Source organism: Micromonospora sp. CNZ286, from assembly GCF_014207755.1.
In genome coordinates this window covers 491,337-512,069 of record NZ_JACHIZ010000001.1, presented here as the reverse complement: position 1 = coordinate 512,069, position 20,733 = coordinate 491,337, and the positions used below count along the sequence as shown (strand labels likewise).

At 74.1% G+C, this 20,733-nt stretch carries 17 protein-coding genes; 6 read left to right on the top strand and 11 right to left on the bottom strand.

Going from position 1 to position 20,733, the window contains the following annotated elements; translation table 11 throughout:
* Positions 1-127 precede the first annotated feature (127 nt).
* From nudC to FHX31_RS02485, 3 genes are read right to left on the bottom strand one after another with little or no spacing between them, the layout of a single operon-like run.
* Positions 128-1,075 carry an NAD(+) diphosphatase gene (nudC, locus tag FHX31_RS02495; RefSeq protein ID WP_013475246.1) on the bottom strand — a complete coding sequence of 316 codons (948 nt, stop codon included), beginning with the start codon at positions 1,073-1,075 and terminating at the stop codon, positions 128-130.
* Positions 1,072-2,400 carry a M16 family metallopeptidase gene (locus tag FHX31_RS02490; protein ID WP_013288413.1) on the bottom strand — a complete coding sequence of 443 codons (1,329 nt, stop codon included), beginning with the start codon at positions 2,398-2,400 and terminating at the stop codon, positions 1,072-1,074. Before FHX31_RS02490 ends, nudC begins: the two co-directional genes overlap by 4 nt.
* Positions 2,397-3,707 carry a M16 family metallopeptidase gene (locus FHX31_RS02485; protein WP_013288414.1) on the bottom strand — a complete coding sequence of 437 codons (1,311 nt, stop codon included), beginning with the start codon at positions 3,705-3,707 and terminating at the stop codon, positions 2,397-2,399. The genes FHX31_RS02490 and FHX31_RS02485 overlap by 4 nt, the downstream gene beginning before the upstream one ends.
* 148 nt (positions 3,708-3,855) lie before the next feature.
* On the opposite strand from FHX31_RS02485, the gene FHX31_RS02480 reads away from it, so the two are divergent.
* From FHX31_RS02480 to FHX31_RS02465, 4 genes are read left to right on the top strand one after another with little or no spacing between them, the layout of a single operon-like run.
* Positions 3,856-4,917: an ABC transporter substrate-binding protein gene (locus FHX31_RS02480; protein ID WP_013475243.1), complete on the top strand. Its 1,062-nt coding sequence runs from the start codon at positions 3,856-3,858 to the stop codon at positions 4,915-4,917.
* Positions 4,914-5,693: an ABC transporter ATP-binding protein gene (locus FHX31_RS02475; protein WP_047894086.1), complete on the top strand. Its 780-nt coding sequence runs from the start codon at positions 4,914-4,916 to the stop codon at positions 5,691-5,693. Before FHX31_RS02480 ends, FHX31_RS02475 begins: the two co-directional genes overlap by 4 nt.
* Entirely contained in the window at positions 5,683-6,567 is an 885-nt protein-coding gene (locus FHX31_RS02470; RefSeq protein WP_013475242.1) for an ABC transporter permease, read from the top strand. The genes FHX31_RS02475 and FHX31_RS02470 overlap by 11 nt, the downstream gene beginning before the upstream one ends.
* A gap of 4 nt (positions 6,568-6,571) precedes the next feature.
* Positions 6,572-7,015 carry an RrF2 family transcriptional regulator gene (locus FHX31_RS02465; protein WP_030273860.1) on the top strand — a complete coding sequence of 148 codons (444 nt, stop codon included), beginning with the start codon at positions 6,572-6,574 and terminating at the stop codon, positions 7,013-7,015.
* Positions 7,016-7,189: 174 nt separating this feature from the next.
* Here FHX31_RS02465 and FHX31_RS02460 read toward each other — a convergent pair whose 3' ends face one another.
* The 7 genes from FHX31_RS02460 to FHX31_RS02430 form a co-directional block, all read right to left on the bottom strand.
* A complete protein-coding gene (locus FHX31_RS02460; RefSeq protein ID WP_013288419.1) occupies positions 7,190-7,375 on the bottom strand; it encodes a hypothetical protein in 186 nt (61 codons plus the stop codon).
* 200 nt (positions 7,376-7,575) lie between these two features.
* The gene (locus FHX31_RS02455; RefSeq protein ID WP_184974902.1) at positions 7,576-8,829 is read right to left on the bottom strand and encodes a DEAD/DEAH box helicase; all 1,254 of its coding nucleotides are present in this window, start codon (positions 8,827-8,829) and stop codon (positions 7,576-7,578) included.
* A 178-nt stretch (positions 8,830-9,007) separates the two neighbouring features.
* Positions 9,008-9,211, bottom strand: a complete 204-nt coding sequence (gene cspE, locus FHX31_RS02450) for a transcription antiterminator/RNA stability regulator CspE (RefSeq protein ID WP_013288421.1) — start codon at positions 9,209-9,211, stop codon at positions 9,008-9,010.
* A gap of 204 nt (positions 9,212-9,415) precedes the next feature.
* Positions 9,416-12,820 (bottom strand): ATP-dependent DNA helicase, encoded by a 3,405-nt coding sequence (locus FHX31_RS02445; RefSeq protein WP_184974900.1) that lies wholly within the window; start codon positions 12,818-12,820, stop codon positions 9,416-9,418.
* Positions 12,817-16,506, bottom strand: coding sequence for an ATP-dependent DNA helicase (locus tag FHX31_RS02440; protein WP_184977736.1), 3,690 nt, complete (start codon positions 16,504-16,506; stop codon positions 12,817-12,819). Before FHX31_RS02440 ends, FHX31_RS02445 begins: the two co-directional genes overlap by 4 nt.
* 287 nt (positions 16,507-16,793) lie before the next feature.
* A complete protein-coding gene (locus FHX31_RS02435; RefSeq protein WP_013288424.1) occupies positions 16,794-17,339 on the bottom strand; it encodes an LOG family protein in 546 nt (181 codons plus the stop codon).
* A gap of 3 nt (positions 17,340-17,342) precedes the next feature.
* Complete coding sequence (locus tag FHX31_RS02430; RefSeq protein ID WP_013288425.1) at positions 17,343-18,206, bottom strand: LOG family protein; 864 nt, start codon at positions 18,204-18,206, stop codon at positions 17,343-17,345.
* 173 nt (positions 18,207-18,379) lie between these two features.
* On the opposite strand from FHX31_RS02430, the gene FHX31_RS02425 reads away from it, so the two are divergent.
* Complete coding sequence (locus tag FHX31_RS02425; RefSeq protein ID WP_013288426.1) at positions 18,380-18,541, top strand: hypothetical protein; 162 nt, start codon at positions 18,380-18,382, stop codon at positions 18,539-18,541.
* Between the two features lie 48 nt (positions 18,542-18,589).
* Here FHX31_RS02425 and dapE read toward each other — a convergent pair whose 3' ends face one another.
* Complete coding sequence (gene dapE / locus FHX31_RS02420; RefSeq protein ID WP_030273854.1) at positions 18,590-19,663, bottom strand: succinyl-diaminopimelate desuccinylase; 1,074 nt, start codon at positions 19,661-19,663, stop codon at positions 18,590-18,592.
* Positions 19,664-19,765: 102 nt separating this feature from the next.
* Between dapE and dapD the strand changes: the two genes are divergently transcribed.
* Positions 19,766-20,725 (top strand): 2,3,4,5-tetrahydropyridine-2,6-dicarboxylate N-succinyltransferase, encoded by a 960-nt coding sequence (gene dapD / locus FHX31_RS02415; protein ID WP_013288428.1) that lies wholly within the window; start codon positions 19,766-19,768, stop codon positions 20,723-20,725.
* Positions 20,726-20,733 lie beyond the last annotated feature (8 nt).

Sequence of the window (20,733 nt, the reverse complement as noted above, 5' to 3'; positions counted from 1 at the left end):
CCCACCCACCCCCACCCCGCCAGCTCGGCGAAGTGGCGGTAATGGACCGGCCTCGACCACGCCACTTCCCCGAACCGGCGCCGCCGCACCGACCGAAACACGGCAACCCGACGAGGGCCGGGCCGGGTCAGCAGTGGCCGTCGAGCCAGCGGTGCACCAGGAACAACGCGATCGACGACGGCGGCGGCAGGACCAGCCGGTCTCCCCCGCCCACCGGCACCGGCTCGCCCGCCAGCGCCGCGCCGATCTCCCGGCGGGTGAACCACCGCGCGTGCGCGATCTCGGCCAGGTCGACCCGGATCGGCGCGTCCGCGTCGGCACGTGCCAGGAAGCCGAGCATCAGCGAGCCGGGGAACGGCCAGGACTGGCTGCCCACGTACGCGATCTCCTCGACCGGGACGCCCACCTCCTCGCGGACCTCGCGCAGCACGGCGGCCTCGGCCGACTCGCCGGGCTCGACGTATCCGGCCAGGCAGGAGTAGCGGCGCTGTCCCGGGGTGCGCGGCCAGGTCGCGTTGTTGCCGAGCAGGCAACGGCCGTCCGGGCCGTCCACACCGTCGTGCACCAGCACGATCATGGCCGGATCGGTACGCGGCCAGACCCGGCCGCCGTCCGGGTCGATCCGCGACCAGCCGGCCTCGTCGGCGCTCGTCGCCTTGCCGGTCGTCGACGAGTAGCCGTGCCGCAGGTGCCAGTTGAGCAGCGCCAGCGCGGTGGTGAACAGGCCCGCGTCCCGGTCGGTCATCAGGTGGCCGACCTCGCGCAGGTGAGCCGGGCGGGTGTCCGGCAGCGCCGGCAGCGGCCCGTCCACCGCGAACACGGGTACGCCGTCCGGCTCGACGCCGAGGAACATCGGCACCGACCGGGGTACCTCGGGCAGCTCACCGGGGCCGACCAGGACCAGCTCCGGCGGGGTAGACGCGCCCCGGACCAGCGCCCGCCCCTCGGCGGTGGAATCCAGCACCAGCACCCGGGCCCTTTCCCACGCCTCGGTCAGCCAGGCGGGATCGGTACGCCGGTGCGCGGCCCGGTCGAGCGTCGACCGGGCCAGCGGCGGGTCGGATTCGCCGCTCATGCCGATTCCGTACGCACCGGTGTCAGCGCGGCGAGCGAGTCGGCCACCCGCTCGGCGTCGCCGAGCACGACTGTGACCGCGCGGGCCGGGGCCAGGTAGCGGGCGGCCACCTCGGCCACGTCGTCCACTGTCGCTGCGGCCAGCCGGGCGGCGTGCTCGGCGAGGAAGTCCAGCCGCAGCCCGTTGCCGGCGTACGCGCTGGTCAGCGACGCGAGACCGGCCTGGGTGGACATGCCGAGCTGGAGCGTGCCGAGCGCGTACTGGCGGGCCTGCTCCAGCTCGTCGGCCTTCGGCGGCACCGTCGCCAGGCGGCCCAGCTCGTAGTTCGTCTCCACCAGGGCCGCCGCTGTCACCTCGGTGGCCACCTCGGCGCCGGCGACGAGCAGCGAGCCGGCCACCGAGTGCTCCACGAGCGAGTGCGGCCCGTACGTGTAGCCCTTGTCCTCGCGGATGTTCTCCACCCAGCGGGAGGAGAAGTAGCCGCCGAAGATCAGGTTGGCGAGCTGCAACGCGGCGTGGTCCGGGTGGGTGCGGGGCACGGCCGGCAGCGCGAGTCGTACCGAGGACTGCACCGATCCGGGCCGGTCGACGAGCAGCAGCGGCCCGGGTTCCAGCGGCGGTGCGGGAGGCAGTTCGGCGACGTGGCCGTCACCGCGCCACCCGGACAACGCCTGCTCGGCCGCGTCCAGCGCCCGGTCCGGCGCCACGTCGCCGACGAGCACCAGCACCGCGCCGGCCGGATGCACCCGCTCGGCGTGCAGCCGGCGCAACGCGGCCGGGCGGACCGCCCGCACCTGGTCCGGGTCGGGCGTCTGCACCGCGTACGGGTGCCGGCCGTACACCCGCTTGAGCAGCGCGGTCCGGGCCAGGTGCGACGGCTGGCTCTGGGCGACCTGGATGCGGTCGACCAGCCGGTCCCGCTCGGTCTCCACCCAGTCCGCGGGGTAGGTCGCACCGGTGAGCACCTCGGCGAGCAGCTCCAGCATCCGGTCCAGGCCGGTGACCAGGCCCGCGCCGGAGAGCATCAGCCGGTCCGGGTCGAGACCGGCGGTCAGCCCGCCGCCGACCTTCTGCAACTCGGCCGCCAGCTCGGTGGCGCTGTGCGCCTCGGTGCCGGAGAGCATGGTCTGCGCCAGCATCGCGCCGCGGGCCAGGTGGGTGCGCCCGAACGGCATCCACAGTCGCAGCTCGACGAGCGGTACGGAGGAGCGGCGTACCGCGATCACGGTGAGGCCGTTGCGGAGCGTGCGCTCGGCCTGCTTGGGCACCTTGAGGCGGCGGTTCGGGCGCAGCGCCGGCAGCGGCCGGACGGTGGTGGTGGTCATCGGGCACCTCCGGGAACGACCTCGACTGCCGCGCGGCGCTCGGGCCGCAGGGTGGCGGCGGCGGCGCGGACCTGTTCCTCGGTCACCTCGCCGACCAGCCGGGGCAGGTCGTTGAGCAGGCCGGGTTCGCCGCGCTGCTGTTCCAGCACCGCCATCCGCAACGCGCGGCCGAGCACCGCGTCCGTGTCGCGCAGCAGGTGGGTGGCCATCCGGGCCTGGGTACGCGCCAGCTCCCCGTCGGTCAGCCCGTCGGCCGCCAGCCGGTCCAGTTCCTCGTCGACGGTGCGCAGCACCTTGTCCACGTCGCCGCCGGGCGGCAGGTGGGCCTGGAGCAGCAGCGCGGTGGGGTCGCGCACGTCGAACGGGTCGCCCATGAAGCCGAGGTACCCGCCGAGGCCGGTGACCGACCGGTCGCGCTGCACCAGCCGCTCGACCAGCCGGGAGGCGTCGCCGTCGGTGAGCACCTCGGCCAGCACCACGTAGGGCAGGTAGCCGGCGAAGTCGCTGATCGGGTCGGGCACCCGCCACGCGCCGGCCACCGCCGGGAGCGGGGCCAGCGCGTCGGTGTACGTGCTGCGCCGCTCGGCGGTCAGGTCGGGCTCGGCGAAGTCGGGCCGCTGCGGAGCGGGCCGGGCCGGCACGTCCCCGAAGTGCCGCTCGATGAGCGTGGTCGCCTCGGCCACGTCGATGTCGCCGCTGACCGCGAGCACCGCGTTGCCGCTGGCGTAGTAGCGGCGGAAGAAGTCGGCGGCGTCGGACACGGTGGCCGACTCCAGGTCGACGAAGGAGCCGTAGCCGTCGTGCGCGTTGGGGAAGGTATCGAACATCACCGGGGGCAGCGTCAGCCAGGGGAACCCGCCGTACGGCCGGTTCAGCACGTTGACCCGGATCTCCTCCTTCACCACGTCCACCTGGTTGCGCAGGTTCTCCTCGGTCAGCCGGGGGCCGCGCATCCGGTCGGCCTCCAGGAACAGCGCCCGTTCCAGTGCGTTGGCGGGCAGCGTCTCGAAGTAGTCGGTGTAGTCCAGGTGGGTGGAGCCGTTGAACGTCCCGCCCGCGCCCTGGACGTGCCGGAAGTGGGCCAGCTTCTCCAGGTTCTCCGAGCCCTGGAACATCAGGTGCTCGAAGAGGTGGGCGAACCCGGTGCGCCCCTCGGGCTCGGAGCGGATGCCGACGTCGTAGACCACAGCCACCCCGATGACCGGGGCGCTGCGGTCCGGCGTGAGCACCACGCGCAGGCCGTTGTCGAGGGTGAACCGTTCGACCGGGTACTTCGTCGCTGGGATCTTCGCTCTCCGCGTCGGCACGAGATCGACACTAGCGCCTCGGTACCGGCTCTACCGCCGGTGTGCCCTGGCCGAACGGTGGACTGTCGCGGGACGGGACTTGACGCCGGCGGCCGCTTGCCCCACTCTTCCTACCAACTAAATAGGAATACTGCGGATTGGACATTCGATGAGAGGGCTTCCCCTGCGCCGCCTGGTCACCCTGGCGACCCTGGCCGCCGTCGGCGCGGCCACGCTCGGCACCACCGCCGCCTGCGGCGAGGACAGCGACGCCGCCGCCGGTTCCGGCCCGGTGACGCTGCGCCTCGGCTACTTCCCCAACATCACGCACGCCCCGGCCGTGGTCGGCGTCGAGAAGGGGATCTTCAAGGAGAAGCTCGGCAGCGACGTCGAGCTGGACACCAAGACGTTCAACGCCGGCCCGGCCGCCATCGAGGCCGTCTTCTCCGGCGCGCTCGACGCCACGTACATCGGCCCGAACCCGACAGTGAACGCCTTCTCCAAGTCCAAGGGCGAGGCGGTCCGGGTCATCTCCGGCGCCGCGTCCGGCGGCGTCGCGCTCGTGGTCAAGCCCGGCATCACCTCGGTGGAGCAGCTGCGCGGCAAGAAGATCGCCACCCCGCAGCTCGGCAACACCCAGGACGTGGCGCTGCGCTTCTGGCTCAAGGAGAAGGGCCTGGAGACCACCAAGGAGGGCGGCGGCGACGTCAAGATCGTGCCGCAGGAGAACGCGCAGACGGTCGAGACGTTCGGCAGCGGCGCCATCGACGGCGCCTGGGTGCCCGAGCCATTCGTCTCCCGGCTGGTGAACGCCGGCGGCAAGGTGCTCGTCGACGAGCGTGACCTCTGGCCGGACAAGAAGTTCGTCATCACCAACCTGCTGGTCAGCACCAAGTTCCTCAAGGCGCACCCGGACGTGGTGAAGAAGCTGGTCGAGGGCCAGGTCGCGGCGAACGAGTTCGTCAACACCAAGCCGGACGAGGCGCAGCAGGCCATCTCCGACCACATCGGCAAGATCACCGGCAAGCCGCTCGACCTCAAGCTGATCAAGCAGGCCTGGCCGACGCTGGAGTTCACCAACGACCCGATCCCGTCGTCGCTGAAGACCGGCCTGGACCACGCGGTCGCGGTCGGGCTCACCCAGCCGGTCGACCTGAACGGCCTCTACGACCTGAAGTACCTCAACGAGGTGCTCAAGACGCAGGGCAAGGCCGAGGTCAGCCAGCCGTGACGTCGACGAGCACGACCCCGCGCAGCGCGACCGGCTCGGTCGCGCTGCGCGGCGTGACCAAGGTGTACGGCCAGGGCGAGCAGGCGGTCCTGGCGCTGGACGGGCTGTCGCTGGACATCGCGCCGGGCGAGTTCGTCTGCATGGTCGGCGCGTCCGGCTGCGGCAAGAGCACGCTGCTCAACCTGGTCGCCGGGCTGGACCGGGCCAGCGGCGGCGCGATCGAGCTAAGCGAGGGCGTCAACCCGGGACTGATGTTCCAGGAGCCGGCGCTGTTCCCGTGGCTGACCGTCGAGGGCAACATCGAGGTGCCGCTGAAGCTGCGCGGACTCCCCCGCGACCAGCGCAAGGAGCGGGTGGCCGAGCTGCTGCGCACGGTCCACCTGTCCGAGTTCGGCCGCAAGCGGCCGCACCAGCTCTCCGGCGGCATGCGGCAGCGGGTCGCGCTGGCCCGCACGCTCGCGCTGGAGACGCCGGTGCTGCTGATGGACGAGCCGTTCGGCGCGCTGGACGCGATGACCCGCGACATCCTGCACGACGAGCTGGAGCGGATCTGGACCGAGCGCAAGCTCACCGTCCTGTTCGTCACGCACAACGTGCGCGAGGCGGCCCGGCTCGCCGACCGCATCGTGCTGCTCTCCAGCCGGCCCGGCCGGATCATCTACTCCACCGAGGTCGCCGTGCCGCGCCCCCGGCGGATCGACTCGCCGGAGGTCTCGGCCATCGCCGCCGAGGTCACCGACCGGCTGCGCAAGGAGGTGGGCCGGCATGGCCAGTGACACCCTCACCGGGTCGGCGCGTACGGACGCGGAGATCTCCGGACTCGACGCGCTGGAGATCGCCGGCCGGGAGAAGGGCCCGTCCCGGGTACGCCGCCTGTGGTCGGCCACCTGGCCCAAGTTCGCCGCGCTCGCGCTGGCCGTCGCCATCTGGCAGGCGGTGGTCTGGTCCGGATGGAAGGAGCCGTGGGCGCTGCCCGGCCCGGCGGTGGTCTTCGGCGACCTCGGGGACTACCTGCTCAGCTCGGCGCTCTGGGAGGGCCTCGCCACCACCGCCCGGCGCGCGGCGGTCGGGTTCGCCGCCGCGGTCGCGGTCGGCCTGCTGCTCGGCCTGGGCGTGGCCCGGGTCAAGGTGCTCCGGGCCGCGCTCGGCTCGATGATCACCGCGTTGCAGACCATGCCGTCGATCGCCTGGTTTCCGCTGGCCATCCTGCTGTTCCAGCTCAGCGAGCAGGCGATCTTCTTCGTGGTGGTGCTCGGCGCCGCGCCGTCGGTCGCCAACGGCGTCATCCACGGCGTGGACTACGTGCCGCCGCTGCTGGTCCGGGCCGGCCGCAACCTCGGCGCCCGAGGGCTCAACCTCTACCGGTACGTGATCGCGCCGGCCGCGCTCCCCGCCATCGTGGCCGGGCTCAAGCAGGGCTGGGCGTTCGCCTGGCGCAGCCTGATGGCCGGTGAGCTGCTGGTGGTCATCGCCACCCGCACCTCGATCGGCGCGCAGCTCACGTACGCACGCGAGCTGAGCGAGGCACCCCGCCTGATGGCCATCATGATCGTCATCCTGGTCGTGGGCCTGCTCGTGGACACCGCGTTCGGGGCCGCCGACAAGGCGATCCGCCGCCGCTGGGGCGTGCTGGACCAGGCCGGCAACTGACGTCGTGTACATCTCCGCGCGCGCCGACTACGCGCTCCGGGCCATGCTCGCCGTCGCCGACGCCGCCGTCACCACAGGCGACCCGGCGGCCGGCGGCGGCGAGCTGGTCAAGGCGGCGAGCCTGGCCGAGAGCCAGGACATCCCGCTCAGCTTCCTCCAGGGGATCCTGCTCGACCTGCGGCGGGCCGGACTGCTGCACAGCCACCGCGGCACCGAGGGCGGGTACGCGCTGACCCGCCCACCGGACGAGATCAGTGTGGGCGACGTGCTGCGCGCGGTAGGCGGCGCGATCACGAGCGTCCGGGGCATCCCCGCCGACCGGGCCGGCTACCACGGCGTGGCCACCGGCCTGCGGGACGTGTGGCTGGCGGTGGACGGCGCCATCGCCCTGGTCGTGGACCGGACCACGCTCGCCGATCTGCTGAGCGACCGGGCCACGGCGCCCTGACGCGCGTCCGTCATGGGGCCGGCGGCGGGACCGCATGATCGCTGTGCGGAAGCCCAGGGCGACGCGCCCGGGCGGTCGTCGGCCGCAGAGGCATGACTCCCGGCCGATATGACTCTGGGGCATATTTATGCCTGAGGGTCATATCGGTATCTCGGCATCGTCCGCCCCGGGCGGCTACTGAGTGTGCGGGGCGCGCATCCCGGGCGTGAAGCTGCGGGCGGCGCCGCGATCCGGCGAGCCGCCGTCGGACGGCTGCCACGGCCCGAACGCGGCCACCGCGGCGAGCGCCAGGCCGGCCCCCGCCACCGCGAGCACCAGCACCACTTCCCGCGCTCCGCCCGATCCGGCTTCCCCCGCCATGAACCGCTCCCTCCGCGTCCGGCCGACCCCCCGACCGGTCCCCCGCGCAGCAGCATCACCGTCGGGTTCCGGTCGCACAGTCGGGCAGCCGACCGAACATCGACTGATTCCCGACTCAGGAGCGAACTCTCCGCCCGATCGGAAGCGGCCCGCTCGGAAGCGGCCCGCTCGGAGGCGAGCCGGTCAGGCGCAGGCCGCGGTCAGCGGCGGCGCGGGCGCCGGCGAGGACGGGTTCCCGGGGCGGGATGCGCGGCGGCGGGCGCGGTGATGGTCACCGGCACGCCGGACGGCTCCCGGGCGCCGGTGAGCCGGCTCAGCTCGCTGTCGCCGGCGCGTACCCGCGTGGTCTTGGGGTTGATGCCCGCGGTGGTCATCATCCGGGCGACGTCGCGGCGCTGGTCCGGCAGCACGAGCGTGACCACAGTGCCCGACTCCCCGGCCCGGGCGGTCCGGCCGCCCCGGTGCAGGTAGTCCTTGGCCTCGGTGGGCGGGTCGGCGTTGACGACCAGGTCCAGCCCGTCGACGTGGATGCCCCGGGCCGCCACGTCGGTGGCCACCAGCGCGGTGACCTGGCCGGTGCGGAATTGCTCCAGGATGCGGGTGCGCTGCGGCTGCGACTTGCCACCGTGCAGCGCCGCCGCGCGTACGCCCTTGGCGAGCAGCTGGCGGGCCACCCGGTCGGCGCGGTGCTTGGTGGCGATGAAGACGATGGTGCGGCCCTCGCGGGCGGCGATGTGCGCCAGCGCGGCCGGCTTGTCCTCCGCGTCCAGGTGCAGCACGTGGTGCGTCATCGCGGTGACGGTGGCGGTGCCCGGGTCGACGGAGTGCGTCACCGGGTCGGTGAGGAACCGGCGGACCAGCCGGTCCACGCCGCGGTCCAGCGTGGCCGAGAACAGCATCCGCTGCCCGCCCGGCGCGACCTGCTCCAGCAGCTTCGTCACCTGCGGCAGGAAGCCCATGTCGGCCATCTGGTCCGCCTCGTCCAGCACGGTGATGGCCACCTGGTCCAGCCGGGCGTCCCCGCGGTCGATCAGGTCGTGCAGCCGGCCCGGCGTGGCCACCAGCACCTCGGCGCCGGCGCGCAGCGCGGCCGCCTGCCGGGTCAGCGAGAGCCCGCCGACCACTGTGGCGCAGCGCAGGCCGAGCGTGGCGGCGTACGGGGCGAGCGCTTCGGTGACCTGCGCGGCCAGTTCACGGGTGGGTACGAGCACCAGCGCGAGCGGGCGGCCCGGTCGGGCCCGGCGGCCGGCCGTACGGTGCAGCAGCGGCAGCCCGAACGCGAGCGTCTTGCCGGAGCCGGTACGGCCCCGGCCGAGCACGTCGCGGCCGGCCAGCGAGTCCGGGATCGTCGCCGCCTGGATCGGGAACGGCGCGGAGATGCCCTGCGCGGCCAGCTCGGAGACGAGCGCCGGGGCCAGGCCGGTGGCGGCGAACGTGGGCAGGGTCGTGGTCATGCGGAAAGCCTTCCTCGAGGCGGCACGTGTCGAGGAAGGGCGCCGGACAGCGGCGCGTCACCGGCGTCGCCGGTGGTCACAAGCACGAACCGAAAGGGACGGGCCGGCCCGGCAGAGGCGGGCCGGCCCGTGCACCACGCCCGAGAGGGCGCGATGGTGGTGCCGGTTGATCCGAAGATCAGAGCGGGCGGATGTTCTCCGCCTGCGGGCCCTTCTGGCCCTGGGTCACCTCGAACTCGACCCGCTGGTTCTCGTCCAGGCTCCGGTAGCCGGAGGTCTGGATCGCCGAGAAGTGGGCGAAGACGTCGGCGCCGCCGTCGTCCGGGGTGATGAAGCCGAAGCCCTTGTCAGCGTTGAACCACTTGACGGTGCCAATTGCCATGTGTTTCGTCTCCTTGACGGAACGGTCGGCCCGCACGTGTTGCGGGCCGGAGAGGAGCACCCCGCGCGTGGAATACGCGGCGTGCCTGTCGCTGCTGGTCGCCCCGCCCGGAGAACTCCGGACACAACAAAGAGCGCCTGGGGCCACAATCCGCCAGGCGCACACAGAGTCTCTGGAAACCAAAACTGCAACCCAGCCAACGTATCACGGATTCGCGCGCTCCGGGAGATCCCCCGGGATTTCCGGCACGGCGGCCACCAAGGCGGCCAGTCCCTCCGCGTCGAGCAGATCGGCCGGGCGGACGGTGGCGGAGTCCCGCACGTAGTGGAACGCGGCGCCGACCCGGTCCACCGGCACCCCGGCCAGTTCCGCCCAGGCCAGCCGGTAGACAGCCAGCTGCACCGCCGCCGCGTCGGCCTCCCGGCCGGCCGGCTGCCGCCCGGTCTTCCAGTCGACCACGTCGTAGCGCCCACCCGGGCGGGCGAACACGGCGTCCATCCGCCCCCTGATCACCACCCCGGCGATGACAGTGGCGAACGGCACCTCCACCTCCACCGGCACCCGGTCGGCCCACTCGCCGGCCAGGAAGCGCTCCTGCAACTCGGCCAGCGCCTCGTCCGGGGCCGCGTCCTCGTCCGCCGCGCCGGGCAGCTCGTCCACGTCGAGCAGCCGGTCGGTGCCGAAGCGCTGCTCCAGCCAGGCGTGGAACGCGGTGCCGCGCCTGGCGTACGGGTTCGGTTCGGTCGGCATCGGGCGGCGCAGCGTACGGGCCAGCGCCTCCGGGTCGCGGCGCAACGCCACGAGCTGGGTCACCGAGAGCTGGCCGGGTAGTTCGACCTCGACCGCCTCGGCCTGCCGGGCCAGCTCCGCCCGCTCGGCGAGCAGGAGATCGGCCTCGCGCCGCCAGCGGGCCACCTCGGCGTCGTCCGCCGCTCCCGTGGTGGCGAGCACTGCCGCCTCGCGACGGGCCGTCTCCGGGTCGGCCAGGTGGCGGCGGACCAGCGCCGCCGCCTCGGTCAGCGCCGGGCGGCGGGTGCCCAGCGGGTCGGCCGGCCACTCGGCCCGCAGCACCGTCTCGGTGGTCGGGTTCACCGCGTCCCCGGCCGGCTCCGGCGTCCACGCGTCCACCACGTGCCCGTCCGCGCCCGCCAGGCAGGCGTCGTGCACCTCCCGCAGGAACACCGACGGGCCGCGGAACCGCTTGGTCCCCTCCCCCCACCAGTAGCCGGAGCAGAGCAGCAGCCGGCGCGGGCGGGTCACCGCCACGTACGCCAGCCGGCGCTCCTCCCGCTCGTCGTGCGCCCGCCAGGCGTCGGTGAAGTCGGTCAGCGCCCGGGCCACGCCGCGCTGGTCCTCCGCCTCCGGCAGGGCCAGCTCGGGCAGCCCGTCCGCGTCGCCGCGCAACGGGAACGGCAACACGCCCAGCCCGCCCAGCCAGTGGTCGGAGTTGCGGACCGGCCCCGGCCAGACGCCCCGGGTCATCCCCGCCACCGCCACCACGTCCCACTCCAGGCCCTTCGCGGCGTGCGCGGTGAGCACCTGCACCGCGCCGGCCACCACCTCGACCTCGCCGGGCGCCAGCCCGCGCTCCTCGTCCTCGGCGGCGGCCAGGTAGGCGAGGAAACCGGCCAGCGTGGCGCCGGGCGTCTCGCCGCTGAACCGGGCCGCCACGTCGCCGAGCGCGTCCAGGTGCGCGCGGGCCAGCCCGGCGTCGCCCGCGCCGTCCCGGCCGGCCCGGACCGCCACCTCGACGTCGAGCCCGATGGTCCGCTCGATGTCCGCGATCAGCTCCGGCAGGGACTGGTCCAGCCGGTAGCGCAGCAGCGCCAGCTCCATCCCGTACGAGCGCAGCCGCGCGTAGCCCTCGGCCGAGTACGCCTGCGCCGGCCCCAGGTCCGCCAGCGCCTCGACCAGTGTGGCCTCGTCCAGCGCGTCCACGGTGATCTCCGGGCCCTCGTCGCCGGTGAGCTCCCGGCGGCTGCGGGCGATGGCGCGGGCCCGGCGGTGCAGGGCGACCAGATCACGCGGGCCGATCCGCCAGCGCGCGCCTGTCAGCAGCCGCAGCAGCGCCGCCCCGTCGGTCGGGTCGGCGAGCACGCGCAGCGTGCACACCACGTCCCGTACCTCGGGGGTGTCCAGCAGCCCACCCAGGCCGACCACGTCGACCGGCAGTCCGCGGGCACGCAACGCCGCCTCGATCGCCGGGATCTGGCTGCGCAGCCGCACCAGCACCGCAGTGGTCGGGCGGCGGTCGGCGGGGATGTGCTCGGGCAGCGCGCCGGGCATCCCGGCCGCGCCCCGCCAGGCCGCCAGCACGCTGTCCGCGATCCAGTCGGCCTCGTCGGCGTACGTCTCCAGCAGCGCGCAGCGCACGGTGCCGCCGGCCTGCCCGCCCGGCGTGCGGTGCGGGATCGGGTCGCGGACGCTGAGCGCGGCGTGCAGTTCCGGCACCCGCGCGCCGGCCGCCCGCAGCGGCACCGACAGCGTGTTGGCCACGCCGAGGATCTCCGGCCGGTTGCGCCAGCTCGTGGTCAGGCTGAGCACGTCGGCCGGGCTGCCGTCGGTGCGGGCGAACTCGGCCGGGAACCGGTCGAGCGTGCCGGCGCTGGCCCCGCGCCAGCCGTAGATGGACTGGCAGGGGTCGCCGACCGCGGTGACCGGGTGGCCGCCGCCGAACAGCGCGTTGAGCAGCACCACCTGGGCGTGGCTGGTGTCCTGGTACTCGTCGAGCAGCACCACCCGGAACCGGTCCCGCTCGATCACCCCGACGCCGGGATGGTCACGGGCCACCCGGGCCGCGCGGGCGAGCTGGTCGGCGAAGTCCATCGCCTCGAAGTCGTCCTTGCGCCGGGCGTACGCGCGCACGAGCGGCAGCAGCTTCAGCCGGGTCCGCTGGAGCTGGAGCGCCTTGCGGACGTCGGCGTAGACCCGGCCCGGCCGGGACTGCACGTCGGCGAAGAACCGGCCGGTCCAGGCGGCCAGCTCGTCCGGGTCGACCAGGTGCTCGTCCAGCTCACCGGCGAGCGCCAGCACGGCGTCGGTGATGGTCGACGGCATCCGGTCCACCTCGGACATGTCGCCGTCGTAGTTGCGCACCAGCAGGTCGACGAGCTGCCAGCGGGACGCCTCGGTGAGCAGCCGGGTGGTCGGCTCGTACCCGGCGCGCAACCCGTGCTCGGTGACGATCCGCCCGGCGTACGAGTGGTACGTGGACACGGTCGGCTCGCCCGCCAGCGGGTCGTCGTGCGGATCCCGCCCCTGCCGGCCGAGCCGCCGGATGAGCTGGTCGAGCCGGGTGCGGACCCGGTGCGCCAGCTCGCCGGCCGCCTTGCGGGTGAAGGTGAGGCCGAGGATGTGCTCGGGGCGTACGTAGGAGTTGGCGACCAGCCACATCACCCGCGCGGCCATCGTCTCGGTCTTGCCCGAGCCGGCGCCCGCGACCACCAGCAGCGGCTCCACCGGCGCGGCGATGATCGCGGCCTGCTCCCGGGTGGGCGCCGGCAGCCGCAGCAGCCGGGCCAGCTCGACGGGCGTGTAGCGGGGCCCCGCGTCGGCGGTGCGCGGCGCGGGCGTGGCGGAGGCGCCGAACAGCGCCGGCTGAACAGTCATGAGTTCTCCGGTGGCGGCTCGACCACCTGGCGGCCCTGGCCGGACACCGGGCAGCTGGTGCGTACCGGGCAGACCCGGCACTTGGAGTTGGCCACTGCGGCGAACGTCGAGGCGGCCATCGTGTCTGCGGTACGGCGCACCAGCGCGGTGGCCCACCCGGCCTCCGGGCCCTCCCCGGCCGCCGCCTGGGTCTGCTCCTTGGCGTCCCGCGCGCCGGTGCCGAGCTGCACCAGCGCCGCCCCGCCCGGTTCCTCGCCGAACTCGGCGAACCCGCCCGCCTCCACCGCTGCCTGGTACGCACCGAGCTGCGGATGCTCGGCCACCTCCCGCTCGGTGACAGCCGTCGACTTGCCGGTCTTCAGGTCGATCACCACGAGCCGCCCCTCGTCGTCGACCTCCAGCCGGTCGACCCGGCCGGTCAGCTCGATCGGACGGGACGGGTCGTCGAGCCGGACCGCGAACTCGTGCTCGATCGCGAGCAGCCGGCGCGGGTTGCCGGCCAGCCAGCGCAGCAGCTTGTCCACCATCGCCTCGGCGCGCTGCCGCTCCGGGCCGGCCATCCACCGGGCGGCCAGCTCGATCGCGTCGAACCGGGCGGCCACGTACTCCAGCAGCGCCTCCCGGTCGACGCTGGCATCCTCGGCCAGCATCGCGGCGGCGTGCACCAGGTTGCCCACGCCCTGCGCGGCGCTGGCCGGGCCGCTGCCGCCGTGCCGTTCCAGCAGCCAGCGCAGGCTGCACCGCAACGCGCTCTCCATCGCCGACGGGGTGACCCGTACCGGCTCGCCCTCGTCGACGAGCGGCCGGTCGTCGGACAGGCCGCGCAGCCCCCACCAGTCGTCCGGGTGCGCGCCGGGCACGCCGGCGGCGGCCAGCCGCGCCAGCTCACCCGCCGCCGCGTGCCGCCGGGTGATCGGCGTCGCCGGGTCGGTGACTGCGGTACGCAGCTCCGCCACCAGCGCGGACAGGGTGAGCCCACGCGGCGGCAGGGTGACCGGGAGCGCCGCGGGCGGCCCGTCCTGCGGATGCTCGTCCCCGTGCGGCACCGGCCCGTCCACGATGCCCCCGCGCGTGGCCGTACGTGTCGGGCCGTTCCCGGTCGGGTTCGGGCCGGTCGGGTTCGGGCCGGCCGGGTTCGGGCCGGTCGGGGCGGCGCCGCCTCCGCCGGTGGCGGGTGGGTCGGCGGCGGCCAGCTCGTGCAGGAAGCGGCTCGGCTGCTCCTCGTGGTCGTCCCCGCCGACCGCGGCGGACGCGACAGCGGTGACCAGCAGCCGCCGCCGCGCCCGGCTGATCGCGACGTGGAACAGCCGCCGCTCCTCGTCCAGCAGCGCCGACGTCTGCCCGACCAGGCTGGCCCGCAGCCCGGCGCCGTCGGCGCGACCGGCGAGCACGTCGACGAGCCGCTCCGAGCCGAGCAGGCTGCCGCGCAGGCGCAGGTCCGGCCAGACGCCCTCCTGCACCCCGGCCACCGCGACCAGATCCCACTCCAGACCCTTGGCGGCGTGCGCGGTGAGCAGGCGTACCGCGTCGCCCCGGTCGGCGGCGGCGGCGAGCGTGTCGGCGGGCAGCTCCTGCCCGAGGACGTGGTCGAGGAACACCTCGGTACGCGCGCCGGGCAACCGGTCGGTGAACCGGGCCGCCGCGTCGAAGAGGACGAGTACGGCGTCCAGGTCACGGTCGGCGGCCTCGGCCCGCCAGCGCTGGGCGGTCTCGTGCTCGCCGGTGGCCGCCCGCCCCCGGGTGATCGCCCCGGCCCAGCGTTCGGCCAGCCCGCTCTCCCGCCACACCGCCCAGAGCACGTCCTCGGCTGTGGCGCCGGGCCGGCCGGCCGTCTCCCGGGCGGTCGCGAGCAGGTGCGCCACGGCCTGCGCGGGGGCCGCCCAGCGACGCTCGATGGTGGCCAGTTCGGCCGGGTCGCGAAGTGCCTCCACCAGCAGCTCGCCGGAGGGACGGCGGTCGCCGGCGGCCAGCGCCAGCGCCCGCAACCCCTGGCGCAGCCGCCGTTCGGCCAGCGGGTCGGCCCCGCCCAGCGGGGAGTGCAGCAGCGCGACCGCCGCCTCCTCGTCCAGCCGGTCGGGTTCGAGCGCGCAGCGCAGCAGGAGCAGCAGCGGGGCGACCGCCGGCTGGAGGTGCAGCGGCAGGTCCTCGCCGTGCACGACGGTCGGCACACCGGCCGTGTGCAGCGCGCGCCGCAGCGACGGCAGTTGCCGGCCGGTGGAGCGGACCAGCACCGCCATCCGGGACCACGGCACGCCGTCGAGCAGGTGCGCCTCGCGCAACGCGTGCGCCAGCCACGCCGACTCGCTGGTGGCGGACCGGAACGTCAGTACCTCCACCGTTCCGGCGGGCACGCCGGGAAGCGGGCGCAGCCGCCGGTGCCCCGCCGGGCCGCGCAGCCGCCGGGCCAGCCGGGCGGTCGCCGCCAGCAGCTCCGGCCCGGCCCGGTACGAGGTGGTCAGCGTGACCTGCGCCGCCGGAGCACCGGAGGCGGTGCGGAAGCGGTGCGGGAACGTGGTGACGCCCGCCGGGTCGGCGCCGCGGAACGCGTACGTGGACGAGTCCGGGTCGGCGAACGCGACGAGGGACCGGCCGCCTCCGGCCACCACGGCGAGCAGGTCGAGCTGGGCCGGGTCGGTGTCGGCCAGCTCGTCGACGTACACGTGGGTCAGGCGACGACGCTCGGCGGCGAGCAGCTCGGGGTCGTCGAGCAACATGCCGGTGGCGGCGCGCACCAGTTCCGCCGGGTCGTACGCCACCGAGCCCCGGTTGCTCACGTCGCGCAGGGCGAGCACGGCGACGTACTCCCGCAGGAAGCGCGCGGCGGCCGGCCAGTCGGCGCGGCCCAGCTTCTCGCCCAGCCGGGCCAGCTCGACCGGGCCGACGCCGCGCTCCGCGGCACGCATCAGCAGGTCGCGGAGCTGCTGGGCGAACGCCCGGGTACGCAGCGCGGGGCGCAGGTCCTCCGGCCAGCCGACCGGGTCGTCGCCGGGTTCCTCCCCCACCACGTCGAGCAGCTCACGAATGATCAGGTCCTGCTCGGGGCCGGTGAGCAGCCGGGGCGAGGGCTCACCGCGTTCGGCAGCCGCGCGGCGCAGCAGCCCGAAGGCGTACGCCGGGAACGTGCGCACCAGCGGCTCACGGATCACCCGGTGCCCGGCCTCGGCGATGCGCGCCTCGATCCGGTGGCGCAGTTCGGTGGCGCCACGCCGGCCGAAGGTGAGCACGAGGATCCGCTCCGGGTCGACACCCTCGGCCACGCGGGCCGCGACCGCCTCGACGAGCGTCGTCGTCTTGCCGGTGCCAGGGCCGCCCACGACGAGCATCGGCCCGTCGGTGTGCGCGATCACCTCGGCCTGCACCGGGTCCACCGCACGCACACGGCTCAGGCCCTGCCCGGCCCCGGTCTCCCGGGTCTCGTCGCCAGTCCGCGCTTCTTCGCCCCCCGCATCCGGCGTGGTGGCGGGTGAGGCAGCTCCGCGTGTGCCGGTGCCGGGTGTCGCGGGAGTCGTGGCGTCGGCGGGCGGCGTGATGGTCTCCGGGTGTGCGGCATCGCCCGCCGACCCCCCGGATCGCGGCTCCGCATCAGCCGGCCCACCGGGCCGACCCACCCCCTGCCCCGCCCCGGCGTCGTGGGTGACCCCCGCCTCCGCGCCGCCGGGCCGGCGCACCAACCGGTACGCCTGCATCACCGACATCCCACCACGCCGGTACGACACCCGGAAACCGACCGCCATCCCGTCCGTCACCAGCTCACCTGCCCGCGGCCTGCACCACTGCCCGGCTCTGCCACACACCCGTCTCTCAGGTGTTCACGCCACTTCGGCGAAGTGGCGGCATCCCACCCCTAGATCAACATCACCTCGGGGAAATGGCCACATCACACACGCCCGGACACCACCACCTCCCCGAAGTGGTGTCGATCAAGCCCGCCGAGACGGTGGTGCACAAGGACGGGCCGACCGGGCGGGCGGGGTCAGGTCAGGCGGGTGTCTATCAGGTCCAGGGCGGCGGGGACGCTGTCGGCGACCAGCAGCAGGTCCAGCGCGGCCGGCTTGAGGAACCGCTGCTCACCGAGCCCGCGGATCCAGTCGAGCAGCGGCCGGTAGAAGCCGTCCACGTCGACGATCACCATCGGCTTGGCGTGCAGGGCCAGGGTGGCTGTGGTCCAGACCTCGAACAGCTCGTCGAGCGTGCCGAGCCCGCCGGGCAGCGCCACGAACGCGTCGGACTTCTCGTCCATCAGCGTCTTGCGGCTGGCCAGGCTGTCGGTGACCAGCAGCTCGTCGGAGTCCAGGTCGGCGACCTCCAGGTCGACCAGGGACTGCGGGATGACGCCGACGGTGCGACCGCCGGCCGCCCGCGCGCCCTGCACCACGGCGCCCATCATCCCGACGCAGCCGCCGCCGCTGACCAAGGTGTGGCCGCGCCGGGCCAGTTCCTCACCGGTCTCGGTGGCGAGCGCCAGCCAGCGGGCGTCGAGGGTACGGGAGGACGCGCAGAAGACACAGACGTTGGCCACGGGTCAGCTCCGTCCCGCCGGGCCCTCGGGGGCGGCCTCGGCGGCCGCGCGCTGGTCGGCGGCCACCCGGGCGACCGCCTCCTCGCGGACGGCTTCCTGCTCGGCGGAGAGCACGGCCTCGGCCTCCACGATGTGCCGGACCGCCTCGTTGACGTCGTCGGTGAGGCGGATCAGGTCGAGGTCGGCCGGGCCGATCTTGCCCTCGGTGGCCATGGTGCCGCGCAGCCAGTCGAGCAGGCCCTGCCAGTAGTCGGTGCCCATCAGCACGACCGGGAAGCGGGTCACCTTGCCGGTCTGCACCAGGGTGAGCGCCTCGAACAGCTCGTCCAGGGTGCCGAAGCCGCCGGGCAGCACCACGAACGCCTGGGCGTACTTGACGAACATGGTCTTGCGGGCGAAGAAGTAGCGGAAGTCGATGGCCAGGTCGACCCAGTCGTTGAGGCCCTGTTCGAACGGCAGCTCGATGCCGAGCCCGACGGAGAGGCCACCGGCCTCACCGGCGCCCCGGTTGGCGGCCTCCATCACGCCGGGACCGCCACCGGTGATCACCGCGTACCCGGCCCGGGCCAGCGCGCCGCCCAGTTCCTCGGCCATCCGGCACTCGGGGCTGTCCGGCTTGCTGCGGGCGGAGCCGAACACGCTCACCGCCGGGGGCAGGTCGGCGAGGGTGTCGAAGCCCTCGACGAACTCGGACAGGATCCGCAGCGCGCGCCAGGCGTCCTTGGTCTTCCAGTCGCTGCGTCCCCGGGAGTCGAGCAGCCGCTGGTCGGCCGTACTCGTCGGAATCGCCCGGTTGCGCAGCGTCACCGCGCCGCGGTGCCGTTCTCCCCGGTGCCGCTCCCCCCGCTGGCCGTGCCCGGCCGACATTCCGCTGCTCTCGCCCATGGGGTCACCGTAGTAGAGCGGCTCCGGCGGGGCGCGCAGGCCCGGGAGCCGAAGAAATCTTTGGGATCCGGGCAACTAATTCGGTCGCACGTACGTCTTACTATTCACATACCCGGTATACCCCGGGCGACGCGCCTTCGGGGGAGGAGCCAGCGTTGATCAGTAACAGCGAGATGATCCGGATCCGCCGTCAGATGCAGCGGCGGATCCGTGACGTGGTGGCCGAGCGCCGCCGCGCCCGGATGATGGAGACCCACCGGTCCGACCTGACCGGCGAGACCGGCGAGGCGGAAGCACCCCTGACGACGACCGTCTGACGGTCCCGGGGTCCGCGAGGCGGGCGCGGACCCCGGGATCGCAGCGCGTCAGGCCGGGGCCAGCCAGCGGTGCAGCGTCGCCGCGCCGTCCCGGATCTTGGTCAGTTCGACGTGCTCGTCCTTGTGGTGCGCCAGGTTCGGGTCGCCCGGGCCGAAGTTCAGCGCCGGAATGCCCATGGCCGCGAACCGCGCCACGTCCGTCCAGCCCAGCTTGCCGATCGGCGCCGCACCGACCGCCGCCAGGAACTCCTGCGCCGCCGGGCTCTCCAGTCCGGGCGGCGCACCGGCCGCCGCGTCGGTGACCTCCAGCTCGAAGCCGGCGAAGACCTCGCGCAGGTGCGCCTCGGCGCCCGCCGGGTCGCGGTCCGGGGCGTACCGGTAGTTGATCTCGATCTCGCAGCGGTCCGGGATGACGTTGCCGGCCACCCCGCCGGTGATCCGCACCGCGTTGAGACCCTCGCGGTAGTCGCAGCCCTCGATCGTCACCCGGCGGGCCTCGTACGTGGTCAGCCGCCGCAGCACCTCGCTCGCGCCGTGGATGGCGTTGACGCCGTGCCAGGAGCGCGCCGCGTGGGCCCGCTCGCCGTGCGTGGTGACCACCGCCCGCATGGTGCCCTGGCAGCCCGCCTCGACGATCCCGTACGTCGGCTCCAGCAGCACCGCGAAGTCGGCCTCCAGCCACTCGGGGTGGCTCTGCGCGACCAGGGTGAGGCCGTTGTACTTCGACTCGATCTCCTCCGCCTCGTAGAAGAAGTACGTGACGTCGTAGCGCGGGTCGGGCAGCGTCACCGCCAGGTGCAGCGCGAAGGCGACCCCGGACTTCATGTCGGAGGTGCCGCAGCCGTACATCAGGTCGCCACGCATGGTCGAGGGGAAGTTGCCGTTGAGCGGAACGGTGTCCAGATGGCCGGCGAGCACCACGCGCTGCGCCCGACCCAGGTCGGTCCGGGCCATGACGGTGTTCGAGTGCCGGTAGGTGGTCAGGTGCGGCACACCGCGCAGCACCTCCTCGACGCAGTCGGCGATGGCCTTCTCGTTGAGGGATACCGACTCGATGTCGACCAGGGCGCGGGTCAGCGCCACCGGATCGGCCAGGACCTCGGGGGTCAACGGGTTCTGCATGTCTCGCACGGTACCGTCATCCTCGGTGGGCGCGAGGGACACGTGCCGCGCCCCCGGCCGCGAGCAGCGGCGGACGCCGCCGCCGGAACGAGAGGTGACACAGTGACGTCCGCACCATCCGCCTGGGGCATCGGCCTGGCCACCGTCACCGCGCAGGACCAGGTGCTCGACACCTGGTACCCGACCGGCAAGCTGGGTCTGGGCGAGCTGCCTCTGGTGCCCGGCGAGGACCGGGCCGACGTGCTCGACCTGCCTCCGGGCGCGATCGGGGAGCGGGCGCTGCCCGGGTTGCGCACTGTCGAGGTGACCACTGTGATCGGCTCGCTGGACGACCCGATCAAGGACGCCGCCGACGCGTACCTGCGGTTGCACCTGCTCTCCCACCGCCTGGTGCGGCCAAACGAGCTGAACCTCGACGGCATCTTCGGCAAGCTGGCGAACGTGGCCTGGACGTCGGCCGGGCCGTGCCCGCCGGAGCGGGTGGACGAGCTGCGTGTCATCGAGCGGGCCGCCGGCCGCCACCTGTCCGTGTACGGGGTGGACAAGTTCCCCCGGATGACCGACTACGTGGTGCCGTCGGGGGTGCGGATCGCGGACGCGGACCGGGTCCGGCTGGGCGCGTACCTGTCGTCCGGCACCACCGTGATGCACGAGGGCTTCGTCAACTTCAACGCCGGCACGCTCGGCACCTCGATGGTCGAGGGCCGCATCGTGCAGGGTGTGGTTGTCGGCGACGGTTCCGACATCGGCGGCGGCGCCTCGATCATGGGCACGCTCTCCGGCGGCGGGACCGAGAAGGTGCGCATCGGTGAGCGGAGCCTGGTCGGCGCGAACGCCGGTGTCGGCATCACGCTCGGCGACGACTGCGTGGTGGAGGCCGGCTGCTACATCACCGCCGCCTCGAAGATCACCCTGCCGGACGGCCGGACGGTCAAGGCCCGCGAGCTGTCCGGCGTCGACGGGCTGCTGTTCTGGCGCAACTCGGTGACCGGCGCGCTGGAGGCGAAGCCCCGCACCGGCCAGGGCATCGCGCTCAACGCCGCGCTGCACGCCAACGACTGAGCCGTACC

What these genes read in the sequence shown, in the direction of transcription:
- nudC (WP_013475246.1), bottom strand. Translation starts at nt 1,075, where the DNA reads ATGAGCGGCGAATCCGACCCGCCGCTGGCCCGGTCGACGCTCGACCGG.
- FHX31_RS02490 (WP_013288413.1), bottom strand. Translation starts at nt 2,400, where the DNA reads ATGACCACCACCACCGTCCGGCCGCTGCCGGCGCTGCGCCCGAACCGC.
- FHX31_RS02480 (WP_013475243.1), top strand. Translation starts at nt 3,856, where the DNA reads ATGAGAGGGCTTCCCCTGCGCCGCCTGGTCACCCTGGCGACCCTGGCC.
- FHX31_RS02470 (WP_013475242.1), top strand. Translation starts at nt 5,683, where the DNA reads ATGGCCAGTGACACCCTCACCGGGTCGGCGCGTACGGACGCGGAGATC.
- FHX31_RS02460 (WP_013288419.1), bottom strand. Translation starts at nt 7,375, where the DNA reads ATGGCGGGGGAAGCCGGATCGGGCGGAGCGCGGGAAGTGGTGCTGGTG.
- FHX31_RS02455 (WP_184974902.1), bottom strand. Translation starts at nt 8,829, where the DNA reads ATGACCACGACCCTGCCCACGTTCGCCGCCACCGGCCTGGCCCCGGCG.
- cspE (WP_013288421.1), bottom strand. Translation starts at nt 9,211, where the DNA reads ATGGCAATTGGCACCGTCAAGTGGTTCAACGCTGACAAGGGCTTCGGC.
- FHX31_RS02445 (WP_184974900.1), bottom strand. Translation starts at nt 12,820, where the DNA reads ATGACTGTTCAGCCGGCGCTGTTCGGCGCCTCCGCCACGCCCGCGCCG.
- FHX31_RS02440 (WP_184977736.1), bottom strand. Translation starts at nt 16,506, where the DNA reads ATGCAGGCGTACCGGTTGGTGCGCCGGCCCGGCGGCGCGGAGGCGGGG.
- FHX31_RS02430 (WP_013288425.1), bottom strand. Translation starts at nt 18,206, where the DNA reads ATGTCGGCCGGGCACGGCCAGCGGGGGGAGCGGCACCGGGGAGAACGG.
- dapE (WP_030273854.1), bottom strand. Translation starts at nt 19,663, where the DNA reads ATGCAGAACCCGTTGACCCCCGAGGTCCTGGCCGATCCGGTGGCGCTG.